We start from the raw sequence: 23,816 nt of genomic DNA, 5'->3' as shown, positions 1-23,816 counted from the left end.
TTATTTTAAAACCTCCTTCAGTTTCTCTAGTGAGTTAACGATCGTAACACCTTTAGATTTTATGGTTTCCAGCATGGCTTGTTGTTCGTATCTTAAATTACTCAAAGGCTTATCAATATACAAAATAACCTTTTTATTCTCCGGATTAAAAAATAAATCATGAGTTGGATCAGTAAATTTATTCAATTGATCTACTTTTACCGATCTAATGGATGCTTTGACTTCAATAATCGCATCTTTTGTAACGACGTCTAAATCACCGGCAGCTTCACCAGTACTCTTCAGAACTTTTTGGGCATACCCAGTGACTTCGCTTTCTTTTCTTAAAAAGTCCGCAACCTTAGCCTCAGTTGCTTTACCAACGTCTTTACTATTTAAAAAATGGTTAATATCTCTATTAATATTTTTCGGAGGTTGATCAACCCAAGTAAGTTTATTTCCAGCTGGATTCGTATATACCGTTTTATCTTTAACCTTAACCATGTTGCCAATGGTCTTATCTTGTTCCGTCCCCTCATCGGCTTTATCCTTATTCGGCGTATCGTCTTCCGACTTCTTGGGATTGTCATCCTGCTTCTTGGGATTATCATCTGACTTTTTGGGATTGTCATCCGACTTCTTGGGATCGTCATCCGACTTTTTGGGATTGTCATCCGGCTTTTTGGGATTGTCATCCGGCTTCTTGGGATTATCATCCGGCTTCGTGGGATCTTCCTGATGCTTACCCGGACCGTCATTCTTCGGAGGTTTCGGTTTATCCGGAACGTGGATGTCCGGCTTCCTGGAACCAAGCTTATCCAGAATCTTACGCACATAGTGATGCCCTTTACTCCCCACCCATTTTAGCACTTTACCAAACGGGATTCGGTTAAGCGCAATGTTTATAGCGACAGAAAGCGCATTTTCGGGAGTCAGCAGCTTCTTCGGATCGCGGATATAACCGGCAATCTCATGTCCGCTCCCGGCGGTGCTCGCCGCTGTCATCGCGATGCCTAAAGCCGGCCAGAATCCGACGAACAGCAGTGACAAGGCAAGGGCCCCGAGCAGGATCGCACCCTGTTCATACCAATCCAGCCGATCCCACCAATCTTGCAGCGAGTCGAACATGCAGGCGAAACATGCCGGTTCTCCTCCGCTCGTGTGTGCCCCGATGCCTGCGAACATACCGACCACGAGCAGAATCACAATGAGTCCGGTTAGCGCTTGATAAAGAGCTTTCACCCGATCCTGGACAGGCTCCTGTCTACCGGCCGCTTCATCATTTCCATAAAGAAAATGAAATCCAAGCTCCCGTCGCTCCCGGTAAAAGCCAATCCAATATATAAATTTCCCCCGGTCGAGACAAAGAGAGCGGATCATATTCCACAGTTCGGTAAACGGATTCAGAAGCGGCTCGTTCGGCAGCGTCGGAAGGCGGTTCCGTATTTTGTTCAGCGACCAGTAATCGGCAAAAAGCGATGCGGCCAACATCAACAGGAAGACTGGTTGAGTTTTATAACCGCTGCCGGTCCAATCATGAAGCCGGAACACCCAACCCGGCAACTGGTGCTGACCGTTATAAGCCGCGTGATCCAGGATGGACCAAAGCAAAATAATTGCCGGGAACAGAACAACCCATTTCGTCAGTCTTGACCGCAGCCGGTAGGCAATTCCGCACGCAAGCGCGATCATGGCGGTATGTACGGGATGACCGACAGTCATCAGCGTCGGAAACATACTTTCTTCGAAATGCCCGGGAAACAGCGAGAAAAAGTCCCAATGGATCGTTTCGCCGCCCAGCCATGTATAGCTGTAGCCGAACTTGCCGGGATTCAACCACCTTCGGGAAAGCTCCTCCATCAGTTGGAAGCCGACGCCGGTCGCCGCGCCGATGAGCGTGTAGTCGCTCAAGCTCAAAGCGGAAGCTCGACGCGAGAACAGCAGGAATATGCCGAGCGGAAGCAGCTTCCATAACTCTTCGAAAATCGGCGTGATCACGGCAATGGACCAAGTGTCGGAAGTTTTTCCGCCGAAAAGCACGTGGAGAGCATTTACCGTAAGTGTCGTGAACGGTACGACAAGAAAAACGCCTGCCAGTACGAACGGAACGATTGACTTCCACGGCATCGTTTTGCTTCGGCACAGAAACCAAAATTGCAGCAGCACATAAAACGACCATAAATATTGAACCACCATGGTACGCGATTCTTTAACGAAAAACAAGCTTAAAACAAACATGATTAGCGACAACCAGGAAAAAATCGTATACACCGTTTTAATAAACGGATACTTCTCAATCCATGATTGGCAAGCTCGATAAATGGCCTCAAGGAAATCCCGAATCCCGGTTCGAATGGACCAGATCGTATTCACTACGGTCCCCTCCTTTAAAAGCCGACCTCGTGCGAGCGGGACGTCTCCCTTGACGACAGTCTGGCCATGAGTAATTAATGAGTTCATGAAAACCATGGTCACCGATCGATCGGAGTGGAGGTTATAGAGTAACACCTCGCAACATGTACCTAACCTATTTCTCGCGGGATACTAGTATTATAGGCATTTTTACAAAATGTGGCAAAAGGCTCTGGTCTCAAATCTTGATGATTATGTCGATAAAAAACCGGGAAACCTCGGAACCATGAGCAAAAATGAATACAAAAAAGGAGACAAACCCCAACAACAAATCGGGGTCGTCTCCGCCTTGCGATTCGATATGAATTCATTTGAATCCATTCCGGGCCCTTTTCAGTAGCCTAAGGCCTGTAAGCCAAACTGCTGCCCCTGTTCCCCATAATATCAGGGCTGAGCCAAAGCCGACAGATGTCCACCATGCCACAATTTGATGATGCCCTAGGGTAACTCTCGCGGGCACCATAAGCAAAGTGATTGCCGCAAGCAGGCACAGGAGCGAACCCGCAATATAATGGGTCCTGACCCGGAAAAGATGCGCAAGAGGAAAGAAATGAGCGCCGACAATAAGGCCCATCACAGGAAAAAACAAATCAAAGTGATTGGTTGCGTCGCAGATTGCGCTTGCAGCACCGATCAACGCGCCTTCTAGACCGTAAATAACACTGAACCACATACCCACTCGCTTCGAGCGACGGGCATCCGCTTCCGACATCTCATTCGATAATCCCCTGGATGCCTTTATCAATATCATTCCGCCAATAAGAAGCATGATGCCGATCATTAGAGATAGGATCAAAAGCCAGAGGAACCCCCATCCCTGTAGTCCGCCAATTCCAATCCCCGCCCACAAAGTACCGAAAAACGCCATGAAGAGAACTCCGAAAGCCGTACTGCGTACAGCAACTCTGGGAATGACGTTTTGTGACATACATGAAGCCCCCTTTCAATTGATTTCTAGAAAAATAGTTTCCCTTAATCTTTTCGTTAGCGAGTTTGAGTCAAGTTCATTTGCTATAGTATGCATATATATTGCTATCGCCTCTTGGATATGCGCTGCATTATTCACAGCTTCCCAAACAAGCTCTTTCATATCAATTGCACGAAACCTAGACGTCCCTATCAACTGACTTTTGATGTCCAAATGACAGGTTCTCCTTTCGTTGTCCAGCACTTGGTCGACGGCGAGACCAGATCACCACCGGGATTAGCAGTAAGGACAAAATCCCTCCGGCTAATGAGAGGCTGGCATAGCTGAAATTTGCAACCACCATACCGGACAGTGCGCCGCCCGATGCGCCAGTCAAAGCAATCAAAACGTCAATTGACCCTTGCGTTTTGGCACGAGTAGCCACTGCCGATGCATCCACGATGATCGCAGTCCCACTAATCAAGCCGAAGTTCCAACCAAGACCAAGCAGCGCCAGCGCAATAATGAGAAGCACCATGGAATCGGCCGGTACCCAGGCAGCCATTAGCCCAGATAATAGCAGTGTGACGCCCGAGGAATAAGCCATAACCGTCCTTCCCCACTTATCTACTAAAATCCCAGTTATAAACGAAGGCAGATACATGGCCGCGATATGAATACCGATGACTAGCCCGACATCCCCTAATGCATGCCCGTGATGCTTCATGTGAACCGGGGTCATGGTCATAATGGCGACCATAACGACGTGAGTTAAAATCATGACCGCCGCCCCAACCACAATTTTTCGGCGGTTATTGTTTACCTGTGGCTGCTCCTCTTCCACACCAGACTGTTGATTCGCAAGCTGTGCCCGTGCAATGGCTTTAGCCACAAGGAAAGGATCGGGACGGAGAAAAGCCAGGAGCACCAAACCTGCAAGAATAAAAGCGGCCGCTGCAAGTAGGAACGGCCCCGCCAAAGGGGGAACACCGATAGAAACTGCAAAATGTCCCATCACCTCCACTAGATTTGGACCAGCAACCGCCCCAAACGTGGTAGACGTCATAATAATACTGATCGCTTTTGCCCGCTGGGTTGGTTTGGCCAAATCGGTGCCCGCATACCGCGCCTGCAAGTTGGAAGCTGTGCCTGCACCATAGATAAACAATGAAACAAACAGTAGCGGAATACTCGACATGACGGCTGCAAGCACGACACCGACTGCGCCAATCCCGCCAGTCAGGAAGCCTGTCGCCAGTCCCATGCGACGGCCGAAACGTTGTGAAAGCCGTCCGATCAAAAGTGCCGCAGCCGCCGAGCCAAGCGTAAAGAGTGCAGCGGGAACGCCAGCAAAGCTGTCCGTCCCCAGCATGTCTTGTGCCAGTAGCGCTCCAATGGTGACGCCTGCTGCAAGCCCCGCGCCGCCTAAAATTTGCGCAAGGACGACGATGAACAACGTCCGTCGCTGGAGCTTCTGCCGTTTTTCCGGCGAATCGCTGTAGTTCTGCCAAAGATCCGCCTGATTTGGGTTATCCGACATAACTTTTTGTGTTTTGCTCATTTATTAATAAGCCTCCTTGGCTATTTATTGTGATAAATCATGGCGCTCATCTTCTATTAATCGGATATTACAGACTGTTTATATCTATAATTAAGTGAAACTTTTATTTGCTTTTGGGCTAGGTCCACCAATTTCGTTTTTTGAAGATGCCACTCCATTTTCTCTTCCGCTTCCTTCATTACAGCTTGAATCAAGCATTCATCGCCGTGGACAAAATCACATTCAAATATGGAATATAGAATTGAAATTAATCCAATTTCTTCGCCAGCAGGTCGTCTCGCCTGCTTGGCGAGAGATTGGTAAACTCCTTAAGCGACAGTTCACGTCATTTTCAAAAGCATGACCGAGTCATTCCGCTTCAGCCGCTAATTATTTTTCTTATTAGTCAAATCATCGATATTCTTATTTCCTTCATCCTTTATATCGTCATAAACCTGATTTCCACTTTTAGAAACTTCGGCGTACAAACGCTTCCCTGTATCGCGAGCATAATTCCATGCGAAATTCTTACGTTCAGTAATCTTTTTTAACAGCTCGCTATGGGGGAAATCATCCTCTTTTTTAGTTTTTAGATACTTAAGGGCTGCTAGCAGATTAGAATTTTCTTTGTTCGCGAGACCTTGCATTGTTTCTTGAGTGCTATTGATTGTTCCCTGTTTCTGTTCTTTTTGTATATTTGCCTGCCCTTCTCCTTTTTCTTTCCATATCGTCCACTCGCCTCGTAATTTATCATACGTTTTATTCAGATAATTTTTCAGTGCTTCGTCATTATCAACGAAAGTAAATTCTCCACCACCAGATGCAGCAACCTGTCGAAGCAGTTTTTGTCCTTCTTTATCCACATCAAAACCAATAATATTCACAATTGTCTTAACTTTTGATTGATGGAGTTCTTTTGCAATCTGTGCTGGATTACCTCCACATGTTTCAATTCCGTCACTTACCACATATACAATCGAATCGGTTGTCTCAGGATTAATATCTTGTTTTACAGATTTTAGAGCATTTGCAATTGGTGTCCATCCGGCTGGTTTTATATCTTGAAGTACCGTTTTTATTTGATTTGTCTGCTCACCTTGACCATGAAAGATTTCTTCTGTACTGTTACAGGATACTTGTTTATCTTTCTGACTTCCTGTTCCTTTATGTCCATAAACCCGTAAAGATACTTCTGCATTTTTGGGTAATTTATCCGTGAAGCTCTGAATAGCTTCTTTTGCAGAATCCATTTTTGATTTTCCATTAATCGTTGCTTTCATGCTGCCGCTGGCATCAAGTAAGATTGAAATATGTAGCTTCCTACTTGAGGGTAATGTAACCTTTTCATTAGGTCGTGGATTATTCACTGTAACTTCGGATTCAAAATTAAGGAAAGTGGACACGTAAGGGCGATAGTCTTCAGCCAATAGGAGGAGTAGTTCTTCCTCATATTGATCAGCTGTCAAATCGGTTGATAATTCATCCAGAACCGCCTGAACTTTCTGTTCATCGAAGTTAGAACCCGCAAATCGTCCTGGAGGTTTCATTAATATTTGTTCATCTGTTAAGGGGGTTTGAGGTTTACGTTGATTTGAATCGGATGGGGTCTGGATTTTTGAAGTATTCTTTTCTGGTTCATTACTATTCTTTTCTGGTTCATTACTATTCTTTTCTGGTTCATTACTTTGATTTGAATCTGTTGGGTTCTGAATTTTTGAGGAATTCTTTTCCGGTTCATTACTACAACCAGCAAGGATTACGATTAATGTTACAAATATAAAGATAGATCTTCGTATCATCAACTTACCTCCAATTAAAAATCTTCTTATACCTTTTAATCAGGCTGGTACGAGCAGACTAAATCTGCTGATTTCCATTCGTATTGAAGCTTTAATTCGTTTCCGTTGCGGTCGGCGGCCATAATGAAAGGCTCTGCTTTGGGCTCGTGCAATATAACCCGAATATCGTTTCCTTCTTTCTCGTAATCACCGAACCATATTTGGGTAAAGTTGTCCGTTGTTTCATGAGCAGATATAGGGCTCCTTTTGGAATATGGATTGTTCAAAAATTTCATCTCGGAAAAGCAAGCTGGCGATTGGGAACCGGCAACAAGCTTCCAGTTCCCCTCTAATTTCAACTCTGCAGCTTCCGTTTTTTTTGCATCATTACAACCAACCAGCAAGGAAACGGTAAATAATACAACGATCGTTCCTACTACTGTACTTTTCATCAATAACTTACATTCCTTTCCGCCATATTCGTCGACACAAGCTCGGTATAACAAATCTAAATAAAACCATGTGTCTCAAATGTACGATATCGAATTTAAAATATTCCCCCTATCTCATTTTGTTCGCCGGCAGAAGTTCGATGAAGGAGCTGCCTGCCCCTCCCCTGGTGCTGCCCGAAATGTTAATTATCCCTCTTCCCGGTAGAATCGGCTTCAGGGTACCGTCTGATGCTTTGCCGTAAACCGGCATCGCGAATTGGACATCATAGCGGCCATACTTTGTCGTTCCGGTATAGATGATCTACGATGGATCAGTGTCCGAACTGGAATAGTGGTCGACGATCGGCGCCCAAGATACGATGAATGGTGTCGATTCCCCGGGATCCCCGTTGTTCCCTATGAAATGCAGCGTTTCTCCAAAGTGTGCCGGGTTGGGACGGATGGTCAACTTGGTAGGAAGTACTTTAAGACGCTCAAAATCCTGGACGGCTTGGAGATCGTTCAAAACGACCGTATTGCCTCCTTCCCCTGAACCGAGAGCCAATTTGGCCCCGACAGCTCTATAGATAGAGATATACTCGCCTTCCACAAAACTGATTTCCATCCCATGGAAGAACGTCACGAGGGATACGGTGGGCAATGTCTCTTCAACGCCCTTGGCAGCGAATTGCTTCAAAATATCGCAAACCGTATTGATGGAATCCCGGTCCTCCTCGTTGGCGCCATTCAGCGGGATATATATTTGATCTCCGTCTTGCATGGATATGTCCTCCAGTCCGAATGATAGCTCAACGAACAATAGACGTTCGGAAATAAGAATAGTTGCAGAATTTCCATAATTCGGTATCAGAATCATCGGAGTTCCTCGGGCATTTTGGTGTCGTTTCTAGTAAATTCGTTGAAAATGTCACGTTACCACGATCAAGTTAAAGCTCATCATTTGGAATATTAATAAATATTTCAAGCAATATAATGAACATATCGGTTTGGAAGGATGGTACATATGCTTTCTAAAAAAATAATGATATTGATTGTTAGCATCGTCTTATGGCTTTGGATTTCAGCAGGTTATGCGGGTGCTGTCAGAGCACCTGATCCAGTTGATTCCTCCATTTTTAATGATATTCAAAAAGGCGGATATATCCTGTATTTTCGTCATGGCGAGGCAACAATCGGAGAAGACCAACCTTTTGTAGACCTAAATAATTGTAATACACAAAGGAATCTAAGCTTGAATGGAAAAAAGCAGGCTAGCTTGTTAGGGGAAATTTTTATCAAAATGAATATTCCAGTTTATTTTCCAGTTATTTCGAGTCCCTATTGTCGTGCTCGTGAAACAGCCGAAATTGCATTTGGAAGGCAAAACGTAGTAATAGAACCATCTTTGCAAAATATCGCAAAGCTAAGCCAAACTCAAATTACCAATGAACAAAAACAAAATATCCTTTCAATTTTTTCAAAACTCATTGAAAAGCAACCTCCTCGAGGAACCAACTTTATCATTGTTGGACACAGCTTTCCTACTGGAGAAGCGTTAGGTGATATTCCTTATATGGGAGCAGTCGTTATTAAACCGAAAGGACCAGGTAAAGGGTATGATTTTATAATGAAAATAAGTCTAATTGAGTTTATGAAATGGTCGAACCTGACTGATCGTAGATAATTTGCACCTCAAAAGACAACCGGTTAATGCGTTTATCCTTGGTCAGTACATGATGATTCGCCTACTCGTCTAGGACGGTTAATGCCTCGTTCATGCAATAGTCTTAATGCGTTAAGAATGACTAGGATTGTACTTCCTTCATGCCCAACCACACCTAAGGGAAGCGCAATACCTTGAATAAAATTTGCTGCAATTAACAGGATGATAACCGTCATCGCAAAAAGAATATTTTGTTTGATGACCGTTTTTGTTCGTTTTCCAAGTTCAATTGCTGCAGCAATCTTTCTTGTATCATCATTCATTAACACGAGATCGGCTGTTTCAAGCGCTGCGTCGCTTCCTGCCCCCATCGCAATCCCCACGGTAGCCGTTGCCAAAGCTGGAGCGTCATTAACGCCATCACCTACCATAGCAATACTACCGTAAGCTTGCTTCAGTTCCTTGATCCGACTCACCTTATCTTCTGGCAATAAATCGGCATAAACCAATTCAATCTCCAGTTCTTTCGCAATTGCATGTGCTGTTTGAGTCTGATCTCCTGTTAACATGGCTACTTGAACACCTAACCCTTTAAGCATGGCGACCGCATGTTTTGCCTCGGAGCGGATTTTGTCACGTAAAGCGATCACACCGACAGCTCCCTGTGAATTGTGCATCACCGTTACGGTCTTCCCCTCATGTTCCAATCTGTCAATCACTGCCGATAATTCTTCAGTCCGAAACCGATCATCCAGTAATGCTGGTTTGCCTATTTTCCACAAGTCTCCCTCCCATTGCGCTTGAATTCCCCAACCCGTAAGTGTACGAAAATCAGATGGGCGATCAAGTGTCAGCCCCTGCAGCTGAGCTTCAAGCACGATTGCTTTGGCTAACGGGTGCTCAGACAAACACTCCATCGATGCTGCAATTCTCAGCATTTCGGTTTCGTCAAATCCTTGGAATGAAAGGATATTCGTGACAACAGGTTTGCCAGATGTCAGCGTTCCAGTCTTGTCAAATGCAATTGCCTTGATCGATGCAAGATTTTCAAGATGTGCACCTCCCTTAAAAAGGAGTCCCTTTCTCGCGCAGGTGGATATAGCTGATAGCATGGCTGGCATAATGGAAGCGACGAGTGCACAGGGAGATGCGACGACTAAAAATACCATCGCTTTGTAAAAGGTTTGATCCCATGACGCTTGGAATACAAAAGGTGGAATAACGATGAGTAGCAAGGAAATCAAAATGATGGACCTCGCATAGATGCGTTCGAACCTCTCCATAAACAGTTGAGAAGCAGGCTTCTCGCTTTGAGCTACTTGAACCAGACGGATGATTTTCGCGAACAATGTGGATTCACTTAATTGACTTACTTCAATGAACAAAGCCCCTTGGCCGTTCAACGTTCCAGCAAACACGTCATCCCCTGCATTTTTGTCCACCGGAACCGATTCGCCCGTAATGGAAGATTGATTGACGGCTGAAGAACCTTCAAGCACGACACCATCAGACGGAATTCGTTCTCCGGGTTTGACCAACACGATATCCCCAACCATCAAATCTTCGATAGCAACGGTCGTCTCTACTCCATCATTGAATCGCACACCAGTCTCAGGCTTCAAATCCATCAATGAGGATATATCGCGGCTGCTCCGATCCATGGTATAGGTTTCCAATGCTCCGCTGAGCGAAAAGATAAAAATAAGTACCGCACCTTCTGTCCAATACCCTATACTGGCTGCACCAATCGCCGCGATGAGCATCAGCAAATTGACATCCAGGTCACGATCTGCAATAAGCGTGTGCAAGCCTTCTTTGGCCTTCACATATCCCCCCACAGCAAAGGCGATCAAATAGAAGAAAACCGACCAAAGATGAGAACCCCCTCCAATCCCCCATGCAACGGCAATGAATACTCCACTTGCTATAGCTGCCAAACCTTCCCCATAACGGGCAAACCATTCTTTTCTGTCTTTGTCTGTTGTTTTGGAACGTTGAATATCCTGTTGTTTGACGCAGCCATCTGGCATATGAATTGATGAACTCATAATAAATACGCCTCCTCATTGAGAATGAATTCCATTATTAATACCCTTAAAACAGCACATGCTGCTCCTGGTAAGGAGCAGCATGTGAAATGAGAATTGTTCTCGTTTTTACTTCATTCAATTTTTTTGCCTATAAACAACTTTACAATAATAATTATAATCTAATACTTTTGAAAAATAAAGTATGGTTTCGATTTTTGGGAAAATTTTGTTGTAAAGGTAATACCAACTAAAAATTTGACGATCTTAAGTTCGTCACGGACTGATTAACGGATTCTATCCGCGGCAACAATAATTAGAACGATCATAAAGTGGGGTTATATAAGTTGAAAAGTAAAATCATGATTTTCATCAATAATAATGGGGCAGTGTGGAAAATTCCATTAGCTTCAGCTCTATCGTGGGAGATCGCCAAATGGGCAGGATCCAACCACCCTTACTTGGCTCCGCTTACAGTCATATTGTCCATCCAGGCCACAGTCAGCAAATCTATCCAATTTGCATGGCAGCGCATTCTAGGTACGATTGCCGGCGTCTTGCTGACTGCATCCATCGCACCCTATATCGGCTTAAACGGGTGGAGTATCGGTCTTATGCTGTTACTTGGATCCGCTATCGTTATGCTTTTGAAATGGGATCATGCCGTTATGATCCAAATTGCTATCAGCATTTTATTGGTTATGTACTTTCAGAGCAAGATGCCCAGCTATCCAATTGATCGTATTCGCGATACCATGATCGGTGCTGCTGTTGCGGTTCTGATCCATATGCTGATACTCCCCCCCGATTCCATGAATAAGGCCAAAAAAAAGATGATCCATTTCGCGGATCATTTGACCAATCATTTTTATAACACTGCACAATGGGTAGAACACGGTTGTTCGTCGAGTGTAGCTCAGACGTTGCAAGCAGAATTGCAAACCTTGTTCCAAGAACTTCATCAAGCGACAACCGAATTAGAAAAAGCGAACCAAAGTTTGCAATACAACCTGCTTGCTCAAAAAAAACGCAAAGCTTTAAATCAGGTGACCCGACAAATGGATCAACTTCGGTTAGGCTATGCGAATCTTTCAGACATGATACGAGTTTTAATGGAATGGTCCGACAGCAGCTCTTTTACGAAAGAGGAACAACGGATTTGGGCTGATCATTTGAACACGTTAGCAGTGCTTATTAAGGGATGGAAAAAAACATTAGATGATCCGGACAACAGCACCTTTGTACCGGATGCTATCGCCCTGCAAATGAAAACACCTTCTCATTTGGAGAACTATCAGTACCCGCTTGCTTTATATATGAACGCCGAACAAGTCATTCAAGATTTCCAATAACCCGTTAGCGGCAATTGGAGTTTATCCGAACCCATTCGGGTGCTTTGGCCAGCCGCTAAATAGATGCCATGGATGCTATTCTGCCTCATGGGTAACAGCTTCTCGCTTCTTATTTATTCGATAGGTATGTATTAAATCTGCGAGAATGCTCACTGCGATTTCCACTGGCCCTTCCGCCCCAATCGCGATTCCTACAGGAGCGTGCAAATTCACCGGCATCGGATTGCCGTTAAGTAAGCGTGCCGTTCTATGTTTCGAACCCAAAACGCCAAGATAGCAAAGCTGCCGCTCAGATAGAAAGCGAATCAGCTGCTGATCTCGCCTAAAATGATGGGTCATCACAACTGCGTAATCGGAAGAAGTAAAATCTATCATGTTTACCGACTCCTCAGGAAACCCTAACAGAAGAGTATCCGCATCGGGAAAATAATATCGATCACATAAAACAGGTCTCCAATCGGAGACGATAACGGAAAAACCGGTAGCTGCCGCAAATGCAGCAAGCGGTCTCGCATCCTGTCCCGCACCAAAAATCACCAAACGCGGTTTAGGATCATAGGTATGGACGAAGACATGCTCTTGCATGGAGGAGATAACCTTTATTCCGCTCCTTCGCGATTCCTTAGACGTTGTCCAATCCAATAGAGCTTGTGATATTCCTCCCCTCCACGCTCCGAATAGCTGTCGATTCTCAGCCACGAAAGCATAATCGGAAACCGATCGATCCGCGCTGATTTTTTTGATGATCATGACCTTCATTTGATGATCCAGATAATCCTTTAAAGCACATAAATGATTCAAAAATACGTCATCTACGGGCTCCATGGTCACATGAATAACACCGCCGCACCCTGATTCATCTCCCCAGGATATCGGGTCCAACGATTGCATATCGAATACAAAACCGCAGGCTTTGCCTGTTTCCAATATTTCTGGTACACGTTCCGCAAGATCCGCCTCTAAGCAGCCTGCACTTAGTAGCCCGATTTGTGAACCGTCCTCAAGAAACAGCATGGAAGCACCTTCTTTAAGGTAGGCGCTCCCTTCCACATGGATAATCGTTGCAAGCACGCTTCGTTGGTCGTTACATTGAAGAGCTTCCAGAATACGATGAATTTCTTCCAAGTCGGGCCTCCTCCTTCAACTCCCGTTGGCTGTCGGTTTCGCAGCGTTTTTTGGCGTAAAGACGGTCTTCACTGCTTCATGAATTTCTTCATAGGACATGCACCTGCAAATATTGGATTCTAACCAAATTCGGATCGTTTCTTCATTTGCATCCGGATGAATACTCAACAAACCATGACAGTTCACAATAAAGCCGGGCGTGCAGTAACCGCATTGGAACGCCTGTTTTTGAACAAAGGCTTGCAGCACCGGGGAATGGATCAAACCTTCGATCGTTGTGACATGCTGCCCATCAGCTTCCACGGCGAGCATGATACACGATTTGATCGGCAGTCCGTTGACTAAGATCGTACAAGTTCCGCAATCGCCATTGTCGCAGCCGGATTTGCTTCCTGTTAGTCCGAGACTTTCTCGCAGAACATATAATAGGGTATCCGCAGCCCGGACACGGATCGTTCTCCATTCGCCGTTAACTTGCAAACCTATCGGATACGAAGAAGGAACGTATGATGGCATTCTTTACCCTCCTTCCAACATGCTTAAGGCTTCAGACATCGTTTGTTTAAGCACGAATTTCCGATAATCGGCAGATCCTTCCGCATTCGTCAGAACTGGAGCCGGAAGCTTAACGATTGCTTGTTCTATTTTTTCCTCTCGGGATAACGCGGGATCGTTCAACACTTGTTCGATTTCAATAGAGCGAAAAGGAAATGCGCAGACGCCGCTATACGCTGTGCGTATCTGATGATCTTTCTTCAGTGCAGCCAACGTTACGAGAGGATAGCCAACATTACCGATCTGCCGCTTTTTAAAATGAACAAACGGCAATGATAAATATCCACGGTCTGTAATGATTTGCACAAGAAATTCTCCGCTCTCCAATCTCATCTGTTGGAAGAAAACTTTATGAATCGAAACCTCTTTCATGCCTCTTCGTCCGGCTATGACTATGCGACTGTTCGTGAGCAGCAGCGGGAGTACGGCCTCCCTATAATATATTTTGCCGCAAATGTTCCCCCCTATCGTAATTTTATTGCGAGCCGTTTGGTCGGCGGCATCTATCACCGTTTCGCTGAGCAGCGGGAAGGGGTTCACCGCGGATAAAACCGATAACGTGACGCAAGATCCAATCACGAGGTTATTCTCCTGGAAAGTCATGACGTTGCACTCTGGAATCGATTTCAAATCAATTACTGCTCCCGGATGAATGGCGTTCATTCGGGCCCATGTGATGATTTCCGTTCCACCGGAGAAATACACCGGGTTCTTCCCTTGCGCAAGCAGATGCCGGAATAATTCCACAGCCTCCAGAATGGACGAAGGTTTATAATACTCAAAATCAAACGGAATCATGAACCGCCCTCCAGATCAATTCCGGCGTTATAGGGAGCTGATTAATAGCCACGCCAACGGCAGTCGACAAGCTGTTCGCGAGCGCTGCAGGCATGCCAATCACGCCATGCTCACCGATCCCGCGTAATCCGTAAGGCCCTTCCAAATATGGCGTCTCGATGAAATCAACCAAGTACTCCGGTTGTTCCCCATACCGAATCAGCTTATACGTTCGAAGTTGCGTATTTAATATGCTGCCGCTTTGATCGAACAGGAAAGCCTCACGGCTAGCAAAACTCAACCCCATGCTCATGCCTCCTGTGACCTGGCTCCGGGCGAATTCTGGATTAATCACCTTGCCAGCATCCATGACCGTCGCTGCTTTGACGATTTTATACGTGTACTCCCTTGTATTCAATTCCACTTCTACCGCCTGTGCGCCTACGGTCCACTCCGGACCGGGATTCCCTTTACCGGTTTCAGGATCCAGCAGTGTTAAATTAGGCATCGCATAGCTACCGCGTCCGATCACCTGGCCTCCGATTGTATTTCCATTCGGGAACTTGTATCCACTCACGAGTTTTTCAACTTCTATTCCGATATCGGGACGATTTTTGAAGTAAACCCTTCCTCCTCCGACATTCAACTCGGCTGGCGAGAAGCCGAGCACAATTGAAGCTGTATTTTTCAGCTGTTCGATGGCATCATCAGCCGCCTTCAGAACCGCATTGCCCACTAAAAACATGCTGCGGCTCGCCACTGTTTTCCAATGCTGGGGATCGGTTTCGGTATTCACGCCCGTAGAAATCTGAATCATCCGGTCATCCATTCGTAACCGTTCGGCCAACAATTGAGTAAGCGCCGTCCGCGTGCCTTGGCCAATTTCCACTGCACCGCAAAGTAAATTGACGCTTCCGTCGGGATTAAATATCACAATGGCTCCCGCTCCGGCGTCTGTAGGCGTATTCGAATTTTTCCAGAAACAGCATATCCCTTTTGCCTTGATGAGGTGGCCATCGATTTGTTTGATGGGTTGGTCATCCCAATGAATTAATGTTTTCAATTTTGCAATGCACTTCGGTAAATCGCCCACATTACTACGATCCAGGATGGTTTGTGTCGGTGTCGTATCCCCCGGTCCAATCGCATTACGAGAACGAATCTCCAAAGGGTCTAGATGGACTTGATCCGCCAATAAATCCATTGCTCTTTCGATAGCCAACGTCAACTCTGGGTGCCCGAAGCCTCGAAATGAAGTGGAATAGGGGTGATTCGTATACATGCATAATGAATCGCAATGAACGTTATCGATACGATAAGGGCCCGTGCAATCGACGGCTGCCGCCCGGCTCATAACCACTCCCCGATCCGAGTAAGCACCGCCATCAAACAGATGTAGAATTTCTGCAGCTACAATGTTCCCTTCATGGGTACAGCCAAGCTTGATGCGGGCATCTAACCCAATATGAACCGGTGAAGAGATCATATCCAACTCCCTAGAATTAGCCAGTTTTACAGCCCTTCCACCAACGGCACGGGATGCCAAAAAAACAAGATATTCCATCTGGATGGCAGATTTCCCACCAAAGCTCCCTCCAACCAAAGGAGTATGGACTATGACTTTATGAAGCGGAATTTGAAAAGATTGGCTGATGGCCCGTCGGATGACATAGGGTGACTGTGAAGTGGAGTATATGATCACTTTGCCGTCTGGTAAAATCTCCGCTTTACTGCATCTTAATTCCATTGCGGCGTGATCCGATTGCGGTAAAGTTACACGGATTTCAATGGTATGATCGCTATTCTTCCATCCTTCGTCCATATTCCCTTTGCGTATTTTGGTTCGGTTAGCGATGTTTGTTCCCGGCTCCGGATACACCTCTTCGTGCCGCTTGTACGCAGCAAGATGTTGATGAATGATTGGAGCATCTTGCTGATAGGCTTCAAGTGGAGAATGGACGACCGGTAAAAGCTCATATTCTACGTTGATCCGGAGAGATGCCATCTCTGCTATATATTCCTGATCCGCTACAACGAGGGCGACAGGTTCGCCATAATACCTCACTGTATCCATTGCAATTGGAGGTCGGTCTGCTAATGGTGAACCCGTCAAAACCGGGAAGTATTCTCCGGTAATGACGGCTCGTACGCCCGGTATTTTCCAGGCCTCTGACAAATCAATCGATTTTATTTTGGCATGAGCATGAGGACTTACAGCTATTTTGGCATGAAGAAGCCCCGGGCTTGAGATATCATCCACATATTTAGCGGTCCCTGTAACTTTTTCCCATGTTTCCTTTCTCGGAACGCTTTTTCCAACCGCCTGGCGTATCATGGTCACCACCTTTTATTTCAAGCTGCTTTTTAATCCATATCTCCGTATCTTATTCCTATATATATGGAGAACTATTTGTCCGTATTATTTAAAATATAATGAGGAGACTCTTCCGTCTGCACCTTTTACGCAAACCGAAAAAGCCGATCCATATGATCGACTTTTATATGAACAAATACCTTTATTCATAACTTATATACACATCATGAAATTTCAGGTCATCGTTATTTTTTCTTACTTTGATTTGCAGGATACCGTTTTTGAATTTAGCTTTGCTTTCTTGAGACTTTACGATTTCTGGGAGTTTAATGATATGATGCTGATTTTCTGGAAGTCCCTCAATCCTGATCTGGTTCTGACTTACGGATACCTGCAAATCCCTAATTCTGATATGTTTAGGAATCGCGATTTTGATAAATACAAAATTATGAGTTTGAAAGATATCGTGTTTTATCAAGTTGTTTTTATTCGTTGCTGTTGGGATATTTTTCAATACACCTTGTACATAGTTTTCGACCCAACTTTCCGAAGGAGTTCCATTTTCCATTTCCATGAAAGGTAATTTTCCACCAAAAAACTCTTCAAAACTTTTCCAATCAAACATATCTTTCGGTGTTTTACTCAACTTTGTCACCTCTCCAATTAATATTTTCTATATTGTATGTAAGTTTAGTCTTTAGGTGTTCACCTATTGTTGCCGTAACAAATAGGCATTTGCCTGCATACGTTGTGTAATCTGGAATAAACCGTGGAATGTAGGTGGTATCGTATGAATCTCATTGTCCACCAGAGTATTACAATTCAAAACTTGCATGTGGGCACGATATCAAATTCTTCCATATTGCAGATTGGCAGTACTGGCGTTATAAATCCACTATCAAATTCGTACAACACAGGTGGTTCTCCTCAGGCCGCGGAGAGTGAATCTGAAGAACCTCTAGTCCCTTTGCCACCTCCAGGTTAATAACAAATATTTTTCAGGAGGAACCCGCCATGAATCAAGCTTCAAATGAGTGGAGCCATTATTTTCATCAACTTCATACTTATATCAACTGGCAGACAGACCGGATAAATAAATTAGAAACAAACCTCGAAGAATTAAAAAAAGAGTTGACAGGGATCAGAAATCAAAAGCAAATTTCAATAGATAAAATCGAGTATCGATTTGATATGCTAAAAATGGAAAATTTAAACGGAACACTTGTCATCGGGGTTACACCGGATGGAGCGAAATCTATTGAGGATATGGCAAAAGATGGTTGTAGTTGGGTGCACAATTCTAAGGATAAACAATCCGACCTTTATGATTCCACATCTAAAATGATGGACCAATATCTACAAAATCAAGTCCCGGATACAATTGATTCCTTTACGAAAACACACCAAGTACATGTAGATCAAGAGTATCGACAACTCATGGTAAGTGATTTAAAAAAACAAATACATGACAGAATTCATTATTATATCAACCAAATGGATGAAGAGACAGCTAAGGATGCGTCAATGGCTAGACAACATATATTGGATCATGTGAAAAGAGACATTCAAATGGCGATTGAACAGCATATCAGGACGATTCAATCTGATCCGAAGGGAGCTTAAGCATTATGATACAAATGACAGTCATTAATAAAGAAATCAAAGTAACTTCAATCCGTGTGACAAGTGTGTCCACTTCTTCTGTATTGATGGTCGGTGATACTGAAGTGATTAAATGTTCTTCTATTTCGGATACTCCCCCAGAATCGGTAATCGTCACTCCAGCGGCTCCAGTACCAGCAAGATCATAAAATGGCAAGAATCTCATGCGTTCAGCTGCTACATGTTGACAGCATTTCGGCGAGTGCCATTCTAATTGTAGGAGATGCACAAAGGCTGACACCTGATTCAAAAGCTCTCGTTTTCCAAAAAGAGAGTTCTACCTATCTTGGAACCGAAGGGGATTTTAACGATTATCCGATTTTCTCTAAAGAAATTCCAGAACCGATAGCACTGACTCCTTTACAGATGAATATCGTTAACGAATCAAAATTCATAAAAGTAAGGGATATAGAAATAAAGGGAGTAGATACTTCTTCGATTATTCAAATTGGTTCAAACTGCTTAATTGAGAGTGAATCGAGATTCAAACAGATACAACAGCGAATACAGAAGAAATAATTTTAGATATTCAGCTTGCATATTTAAAAAGTGTCACTTAGGCAAATGACAACATATGATGCATTATCTTGGTTGCCAATAGAGGTGGTATTACGTATGCCTTCCATAGTTGGAAATATTAAAATCTCAAGCGTAGGATCATCTGGAGTTGTGCTTATTGGCGATACATTACAAGTATCACCAGAAAGCACCAACAAATCCTATGGCGGTTCAGGGTCGTTTAATACAGGAGATTTCATGACGAACAATAATGCTGTCAGCGCTACTAATACCTGGGATTCTGATGTGAACGATTCGAATCAATCGACATTTGGTAATAAGGGAATCGTATAATTCACATATGGCTATTAAAAAAGGACAGGAAACCACCCGTTTTGGGGTATTATCCTGTCCACATTCATCTATTATTCATCAGCAGTTTCCGCATCTTGTTCCTGTTGGTTGTTATTCGTATCCGAAGCATCGGCTTTCTCTACTTTAATGAGATATTTCTATATAGTTCGGACAAGCTGATCGTCACCGCTTGGATAAAGGATTTGATCTAAAATTAGTATAAAAAAACAAATGCAGTCCCCCCTCCCTTAAGAGGCAACCGCATTTGTTCTTTTAGCTTTATTTTTAATAAGCTGTTTAACAAACATCGTAATCAACCCCGTTTGCTATTACCCGCTTCTCTTTGAATGATGTCTTGATAAATTTCCATATAGCTGTCCGTCATCTTCTTGTTGGTAAAGCGTTTCGTGACGTACTTTCTCAATTTATGTGGTGTGGGATACTTCTTCTTCCGAACCTTTGCGACCATATCATGCACGGTGTTGCATATTAAATTAGGAAATCCGGACAATACTTCCGGCACTGCACCATTCCCGAGCGCCAACACAGGCGTACCGCAAGCCATACTTTCTATCATAACCAATCCGAACGGTTCATCCCATAATGTCGGGAATAGTACACATTCCGCATGCTTCAACAGCTGCTGCTTCAGTTTTCCACCTACGGGTCCAACATATTGAATATTCGCATTTTTCTGGATACGCGGCTTCACTTCTCTTCGAAAAAAATGCGGGGCTTTTACGGGTCCAGCGATAATCAACTTTTTCCCGGTCTTTTCAGCGACTTCGATGGCATGCAAAACACCTTTATTGCGAATAATTCTACCCATAAACAACAAATATCCATGTTTCTCGGTGCTGAATTCATATTCACTCGTATTAATCCCGTTATATACGTAAAATCCTTTGTTGTTCCCCGTAAGCTGGCGGGCACTTTTACTGACGTATACCGGGTATTTGACGCGCCGTTTGACCGGGATATGAAAGGTGCATAGCGTTGGAATGCTCTGAATGGTTTGGCCTATAGCAGAATGGAATGTATGGTCGTGGATTATGTCAGCTCCCATAGGTGTCTTACGCGTGACAAACCTAGCGATACTTTTATGCCGTAACCCCTTAGGATAGGTAATCAGATTGGCCTTGCTCCTACTCCCCAAAGCCGCAAATAAATACACGTTATGCCCTCGTCTAACCAATTCTTCCGTCAGTTCAAACACAATTTTCTCCGTCCCACCCTTAATGGAAGGCACAGGCTGTGCACTTGGATAATTCGAAATCACTTGAACGATTGTTAATTTGTTTTTTTTCGGAAGTTTCATTCGCTTTTTCATGCAGCAAATCCTTCTTTCTAAAACGATTCAAAAACGGTTTTAGATAATTATCAAATTCAAAAGAAATAGGGTACAACCTAATTTTTGATCAGATTATCTCCTTTTTCATATCATACAAGTATGAACACGAGCATTTTCTTTAAAAGGAGGAACGACCGTTGTATAACAAAAAAAGAAATTTCAAAACGCCAGTCTCCAGCAGAGAGTTAAATAAACTAGCCTTTATCGCTGCCATACTGCTACTATTTGCAGTTGTAATCGTTCTATTTATTGTTTGGATTTATCTGAGGCAGCAAGGTTCGTCAACCGTACTTGTGGTTTAGCTATAATAACTTCGCCATGGTAAAAGGCCAGGTACAATAAACTATGCAATACAAACAAATCTTGAGTGGGCACCACTTGACAGTAGAACATGTGGAAATTAGCGGATTGCAGCGTATCGCGCCAATGGTTACCAGCCTATTAAAAATCTTATTAACTGTAGGCGTACCGGCTCGCGATATTTCTGAAAAAGAAGGCTGCCCCATACTACAGTTTACATCGTTCCGAGGATTTTTACTTCAGTAAGTCATTCCAATATAGTGAAAATAACTAGTAACAATCATCCAAACAATGAGAGCAACCTTCATAACATATCGGGTACTAAAAATTAAGGAGGTGCTCAAATGGGCGATTTTCGTGGAGGTTTATTTACTAGCACAGGTACAATCCTTGTATTGTTTATCTTGTTAGTAATCGTCGCTTGCGCTTGCTGTGGTTTTGGTATCTAATAATGCAGATCATGCCTTTAAGGCTTAATGTCTATCATGTGAAAATCGAAATGAAAAGAGCCTCGGAGTGGTCCGGGGCTTTTAAACTAATTTCTATCAATTCTTGTGACATTTCATCATTCGATTACTACTTTAGTAGCCATGCATAATAAAAAATCGATTTGAGAAGGCAACGTTATCTGATCTCAATATAGTGAAATAATCCAGTAACAATCGTCCAAACAAAGTGAGATCAACCTTCATAACATAACTGGTACTCAAAAATAGGGAGGTGTTGAAATGGGCGATTTACGTGGAGGTTTATTTACAAGCACAAGTACAATCCTTGTATTGTTCATCTTGTTAGTTATTGTCGCTTGCGCTTGCTCTGGCTTCGGTTTCGGTATCTAATAATAACGATATAGTACTTTTAGGCCTAATGTCGATAATGTGATATTTTGGGCTCAACAAAAAATGGACTGGGCATAATGCAGGAAACATTAACTATGGTTGAACCATGGGTTCAAAACGGTTTGAGAGAAGCTCAAACGATATCAACCGAACATGCTTTAAGAGAGGCTGCAGCTATCTCCTATCTAGTTGGAAAAGGTTATTACCCGCAAGTTGCACATCAGATCGTGGAGTCATGGTGGCATCATTAAAATGAACGCCTTATTAAACAAACTAACCGCCTAATGATGGCGGTTTTCTTTTGCTCAAAATCAACAGACGTGTGCGCACGGTTTATTTAGCGAAAGTTCGTAATTAGGAGTTACATTTTAATTCTACGAGACGAGATCCACCAAAAAAATAAAGTGCCGAAAAGTCCTCTGGACTTTATCGACACTTTGAGCATACTCACGCATGCCTAATTTTCATTCGATACATTAATTCATATTCATTAATGATGTACAACATCGGTATGCTGGGAAATTTCACTTAGCGCATCACTGGCGATGCTGTCGAATTGATCTGTAACGGCTAGGTCTCCGATCGCCACGACGCCGGCTAGCTCACCCTGATCGACGACAGCCAGACGACGAATCATTTCCTTCGACATCATATTTGCAGCTTCTTCGACGGTTGTATCCGGGGAAACGGTAACGATATTTTGTGTCATGACTTCCTTGGCAGGCGTAGAGCCAGGTCTCTTTGCAGCATAACCGCGAATCACAAGGTCACGGTCCGTTACGACACCCATTAATTTTTTGTTGTCTACAACCGGAATAAAGCCGATATTATTCTGCTCCATTTTGACGGCGATTTGATAAATGTCGTCTTCAGACGACACGGTTACATAGTCTGTGGTCATAATCTCACGTAAAGTTTTCATGAGAACCCCTCCTTCTTCAGGTTAGAATTTCCGAAACAGCGCATCCTATTCATCGGGAGATACTCATGCTCATAAAAGGAGTGATTTCACTTGCCACTCGAATCTATCAACGGAACCATGCTCTACTATGAAACGTATGGGACGGGCATCCCGATCGTGTTTATTCATCCTCCGCTACTCACGAGTGCTAATTTTAGCTATCAGCAAATGCAACTGTCAGATCAGTTTCAGGTCATTACCTTCGATATCCGAGGGCATGGTCGAAGTCAGCCCTCCAACATCCCGCTTTCCTATGCGCTGATAACCGAAGATATGAAGCAGTTGCTGGATCATCTGAACATTGAAAAGGCAATTATATGTGGTTATTCCGCTGGCGGCTCCATTGCATTAGAAGCGATGCTTGCTCATTCGGACCGTTTTTGGGGCGGAATACTGATAAGTACGATGTCTGAGGCGAGTGATTTCGTCCTAAGGAACCGAATTCGACTCGCGATCGGGATGTCTGGATGGCAACCATTGATGCGTTTACTGATGCTTGGTATTACTTGGGGAAATGCAGACAGCGCACATACATTTCGCAATCTGTTGCATAACTCGCAATGTGGGAACACCCAAAATATTCAAGAATATTACAAGTTCAGCTTAAACTACAACTGTACGAATCAGCTTTCCAAGATCAACACACCTGTGTTGCTGCTGTACGGTGATAAGGATCGAGGCTTTATACGATACCGCAAAATACTCCAGCAAGGTTTACGCCATTTCAAGTTGATCCTCATTCAGAACGTAAAACATCAACTACCTACGAAAGCGGCTGCTGAGATAAATCAGGTTATGCGTAACTGGATTCAAGAACAATCAGGCAACCTTCCGACTGACATTAAAGAGTCAGACTTCATGCCGGAGGCCTATATTGCTGCACAAGAACGATCGAAAGAGCAGAATCAGATTTCGGATTGATATGGCAACAATCAAAAAAAGAGCGTGCTCATGCACGCCCCTGTTGTCATCCTATCTACAATCTATATGG

General features: G+C 43.9%; 26 protein-coding genes. 12 read left to right on the top strand and 14 right to left on the bottom strand.

Annotation, left to right across the window (positions count from 1 at the left end; genetic code table 11):
• The 6 genes from BVG16_RS15335 to BVG16_RS15305 all read right to left on the bottom strand — a co-directional run bounded on the left by BVG16_RS15335 (nucleotide 1) and on the right by BVG16_RS15305 (nucleotide 7,828).
• Complete coding sequence (locus tag BVG16_RS15335) at nucleotides 1–2,352, bottom strand: PrsW family intramembrane metalloprotease (protein ID WP_233147047.1); 2,352 nt, start codon at nucleotides 2,350–2,352, stop codon at nucleotides 1–3.
• A gap of 346 nt (nucleotides 2,353–2,698) precedes the next feature.
• Nucleotides 2,699–3,319 carry a hypothetical protein gene (locus BVG16_RS15330; protein WP_078499536.1) on the bottom strand — a complete coding sequence of 207 codons (621 nt, stop codon included), beginning with the start codon at nucleotides 3,317–3,319 and terminating at the stop codon, nucleotides 2,699–2,701.
• 178 nt (nucleotides 3,320–3,497) lie between these two features.
• A complete protein-coding gene (locus tag BVG16_RS15320) occupies nucleotides 3,498–4,859 on the bottom strand; it encodes an MFS transporter (protein ID WP_144027395.1) in 1,362 nt (453 codons plus the stop codon).
• A 365-nt stretch (nucleotides 4,860–5,224) separates the two neighbouring features.
• Nucleotides 5,225–6,637: a VWA domain-containing protein gene (locus BVG16_RS15315; RefSeq protein ID WP_078499534.1), complete on the bottom strand. Its 1,413-nt coding sequence runs from the start codon at nucleotides 6,635–6,637 to the stop codon at nucleotides 5,225–5,227.
• Nucleotides 6,638–6,672: 35 nt separating this feature from the next.
• Nucleotides 6,673–7,068, bottom strand: a complete 396-nt coding sequence (locus tag BVG16_RS15310) for a hypothetical protein (RefSeq protein ID WP_078499533.1) — start codon at nucleotides 7,066–7,068, stop codon at nucleotides 6,673–6,675.
• A gap of 301 nt (nucleotides 7,069–7,369) precedes the next feature.
• Nucleotides 7,370–7,828 (bottom strand): hypothetical protein, encoded by a 459-nt coding sequence (locus BVG16_RS15305; RefSeq protein ID WP_078499532.1) that lies wholly within the window; start codon nucleotides 7,826–7,828, stop codon nucleotides 7,370–7,372.
• Nucleotides 7,829–8,071: 243 nt separating this feature from the next.
• Here BVG16_RS15305 and BVG16_RS15300 point away from each other — a divergent pair, with 243 nt between their 5' ends.
• Nucleotides 8,072–8,731: a histidine phosphatase family protein gene (locus tag BVG16_RS15300; RefSeq protein WP_198957473.1), complete on the top strand. Its 660-nt coding sequence runs from the start codon at nucleotides 8,072–8,074 to the stop codon at nucleotides 8,729–8,731.
• Nucleotides 8,732–8,763: 32 nt separating this feature from the next.
• On the opposite strand, the gene BVG16_RS15295 is transcribed toward BVG16_RS15300, so the two are convergent.
• Nucleotides 8,764–10,758 carry a heavy metal translocating P-type ATPase gene (locus tag BVG16_RS15295; protein ID WP_078499531.1) on the bottom strand — a complete coding sequence of 665 codons (1,995 nt, stop codon included), beginning with the start codon at nucleotides 10,756–10,758 and terminating at the stop codon, nucleotides 8,764–8,766.
• Nucleotides 10,759–11,084: 326 nt separating this feature from the next.
• Here BVG16_RS15295 and BVG16_RS15290 point away from each other — a divergent pair, with 326 nt between their 5' ends.
• Nucleotides 11,085–12,089, top strand: coding sequence for an FUSC family protein (locus BVG16_RS15290; protein WP_144027394.1), 1,005 nt, complete (start codon nucleotides 11,085–11,087; stop codon nucleotides 12,087–12,089).
• Nucleotides 12,090–12,164: 75 nt separating this feature from the next.
• Here BVG16_RS15290 and BVG16_RS15285 read toward each other — a convergent pair whose 3' ends face one another.
• The 5 genes from BVG16_RS15285 to BVG16_RS15265 form a co-directional block, all read right to left on the bottom strand.
• The gene (locus BVG16_RS15285) at nucleotides 12,165–13,214 is read right to left on the bottom strand and encodes an XdhC family protein (RefSeq protein ID WP_078499530.1); all 1,050 of its coding nucleotides are present in this window, start codon (nucleotides 13,212–13,214) and stop codon (nucleotides 12,165–12,167) included.
• Nucleotides 13,215–13,229: 15 nt separating this feature from the next.
• Nucleotides 13,230–13,730: a (2Fe-2S)-binding protein gene (locus tag BVG16_RS15280; RefSeq protein WP_078499529.1), complete on the bottom strand. Its 501-nt coding sequence runs from the start codon at nucleotides 13,728–13,730 to the stop codon at nucleotides 13,230–13,232.
• A 3-nt stretch (nucleotides 13,731–13,733) separates the two neighbouring features.
• Nucleotides 13,734–14,567 carry an FAD binding domain-containing protein gene (locus BVG16_RS15275; RefSeq protein WP_078499528.1) on the bottom strand — a complete coding sequence of 278 codons (834 nt, stop codon included), beginning with the start codon at nucleotides 14,565–14,567 and terminating at the stop codon, nucleotides 13,734–13,736.
• On the bottom strand, nucleotides 14,554–16,881 hold the full coding sequence (locus BVG16_RS15270) for a xanthine dehydrogenase family protein molybdopterin-binding subunit (protein ID WP_078499527.1): 2,328 nt from the start codon (nucleotides 16,879–16,881) through the stop codon (nucleotides 14,554–14,556). Before BVG16_RS15270 ends, BVG16_RS15275 begins: the two co-directional genes overlap by 14 nt.
• Before the next feature lie 181 nt (nucleotides 16,882–17,062).
• Entirely contained in the window at nucleotides 17,063–17,515 is a 453-nt protein-coding gene (locus BVG16_RS15265) for an Hsp20/alpha crystallin family protein (protein ID WP_233147046.1), read from the bottom strand.
• Nucleotides 17,516–17,650: 135 nt separating this feature from the next.
• Between BVG16_RS15265 and BVG16_RS15260 the strand changes: the two genes are divergently transcribed.
• The 5 genes from BVG16_RS15260 (at nucleotide 17,651) to BVG16_RS15240 (ending at nucleotide 19,374) form a co-directional block, all read left to right on the top strand.
• A complete protein-coding gene (locus BVG16_RS15260) occupies nucleotides 17,651–17,845 on the top strand; it encodes a spore germination protein GerPB (RefSeq protein WP_078499525.1) in 195 nt (64 codons plus the stop codon).
• Nucleotides 17,846–17,874: 29 nt separating this feature from the next.
• Nucleotides 17,875–18,483, top strand: coding sequence for a spore germination protein GerPC (gerPC, locus tag BVG16_RS15255; protein ID WP_078499524.1), 609 nt, complete (start codon nucleotides 17,875–17,877; stop codon nucleotides 18,481–18,483).
• 14 nt (nucleotides 18,484–18,497) lie between these two features.
• Nucleotides 18,498–18,671: a spore gernimation protein GerPD gene (locus BVG16_RS15250; protein WP_078499610.1), complete on the top strand. Its 174-nt coding sequence runs from the start codon at nucleotides 18,498–18,500 to the stop codon at nucleotides 18,669–18,671.
• Between the two features lies 1 nt (nucleotide 18,672).
• Complete coding sequence (locus BVG16_RS15245; protein ID WP_078499523.1) at nucleotides 18,673–19,041, top strand: spore germination protein GerPE; 369 nt, start codon at nucleotides 18,673–18,675, stop codon at nucleotides 19,039–19,041.
• A gap of 96 nt (nucleotides 19,042–19,137) precedes the next feature.
• Complete coding sequence (locus BVG16_RS15240; protein WP_078499522.1) at nucleotides 19,138–19,374, top strand: spore germination protein; 237 nt, start codon at nucleotides 19,138–19,140, stop codon at nucleotides 19,372–19,374.
• Nucleotides 19,375–19,687: 313 nt separating this feature from the next.
• On the opposite strand, the gene BVG16_RS15235 is transcribed toward BVG16_RS15240, so the two are convergent.
• Nucleotides 19,688–20,704 carry a glycosyltransferase gene (locus BVG16_RS15235; RefSeq protein ID WP_078499521.1) on the bottom strand — a complete coding sequence of 339 codons (1,017 nt, stop codon included), beginning with the start codon at nucleotides 20,702–20,704 and terminating at the stop codon, nucleotides 19,688–19,690.
• 399 nt (nucleotides 20,705–21,103) lie between these two features.
• Here BVG16_RS15235 and BVG16_RS32830 point away from each other — a divergent pair, with 399 nt between their 5' ends.
• The 4 genes from BVG16_RS32830 (at nucleotide 21,104) to BVG16_RS33130 (ending at nucleotide 22,115) form a co-directional block, all read left to right on the top strand.
• A complete protein-coding gene (locus BVG16_RS32830) occupies nucleotides 21,104–21,271 on the top strand; it encodes a hypothetical protein (RefSeq protein WP_158081704.1) in 168 nt (55 codons plus the stop codon).
• A 98-nt stretch (nucleotides 21,272–21,369) separates the two neighbouring features.
• Nucleotides 21,370–21,474 (top strand): sporulation protein YjcZ, encoded by a 105-nt coding sequence (locus BVG16_RS33360; RefSeq protein ID WP_078499520.1) that lies wholly within the window; start codon nucleotides 21,370–21,372, stop codon nucleotides 21,472–21,474.
• Nucleotides 21,475–21,753: 279 nt separating this feature from the next.
• Nucleotides 21,754–21,864: a sporulation protein YjcZ gene (gene yjcZ, locus BVG16_RS15225; RefSeq protein WP_078499519.1), complete on the top strand. Its 111-nt coding sequence runs from the start codon at nucleotides 21,754–21,756 to the stop codon at nucleotides 21,862–21,864.
• Nucleotides 21,865–21,959: 95 nt separating this feature from the next.
• Nucleotides 21,960–22,115, top strand: a complete 156-nt coding sequence (locus BVG16_RS33130) for a hypothetical protein (protein ID WP_198957480.1) — start codon at nucleotides 21,960–21,962, stop codon at nucleotides 22,113–22,115.
• 239 nt (nucleotides 22,116–22,354) lie between these two features.
• Here BVG16_RS33130 and BVG16_RS15220 read toward each other — a convergent pair whose 3' ends face one another.
• Complete coding sequence (locus BVG16_RS15220) at nucleotides 22,355–22,786, bottom strand: CBS domain-containing protein (RefSeq protein WP_078499518.1); 432 nt, start codon at nucleotides 22,784–22,786, stop codon at nucleotides 22,355–22,357.
• Nucleotides 22,787–22,876: 90 nt separating this feature from the next.
• Here BVG16_RS15220 and BVG16_RS15215 point away from each other — a divergent pair, with 90 nt between their 5' ends.
• Complete coding sequence (locus BVG16_RS15215; RefSeq protein WP_198957472.1) at nucleotides 22,877–23,746, top strand: alpha/beta fold hydrolase; 870 nt, start codon at nucleotides 22,877–22,879, stop codon at nucleotides 23,744–23,746.
• Nucleotides 23,747–23,816: the final 70 nt, after the last annotated feature.

It is taken from the genome of Paenibacillus selenitireducens, assembly GCF_002021565.1.
Lineage (GTDB): Bacteria > Bacillota > Bacilli > Paenibacillales > Paenibacillaceae > Paenibacillus_K > Paenibacillus_K selenitireducens.
Note: the sequence above shows the minus strand (reverse complement) of the source record. Positions and strands in the feature narration are given on the sequence as shown.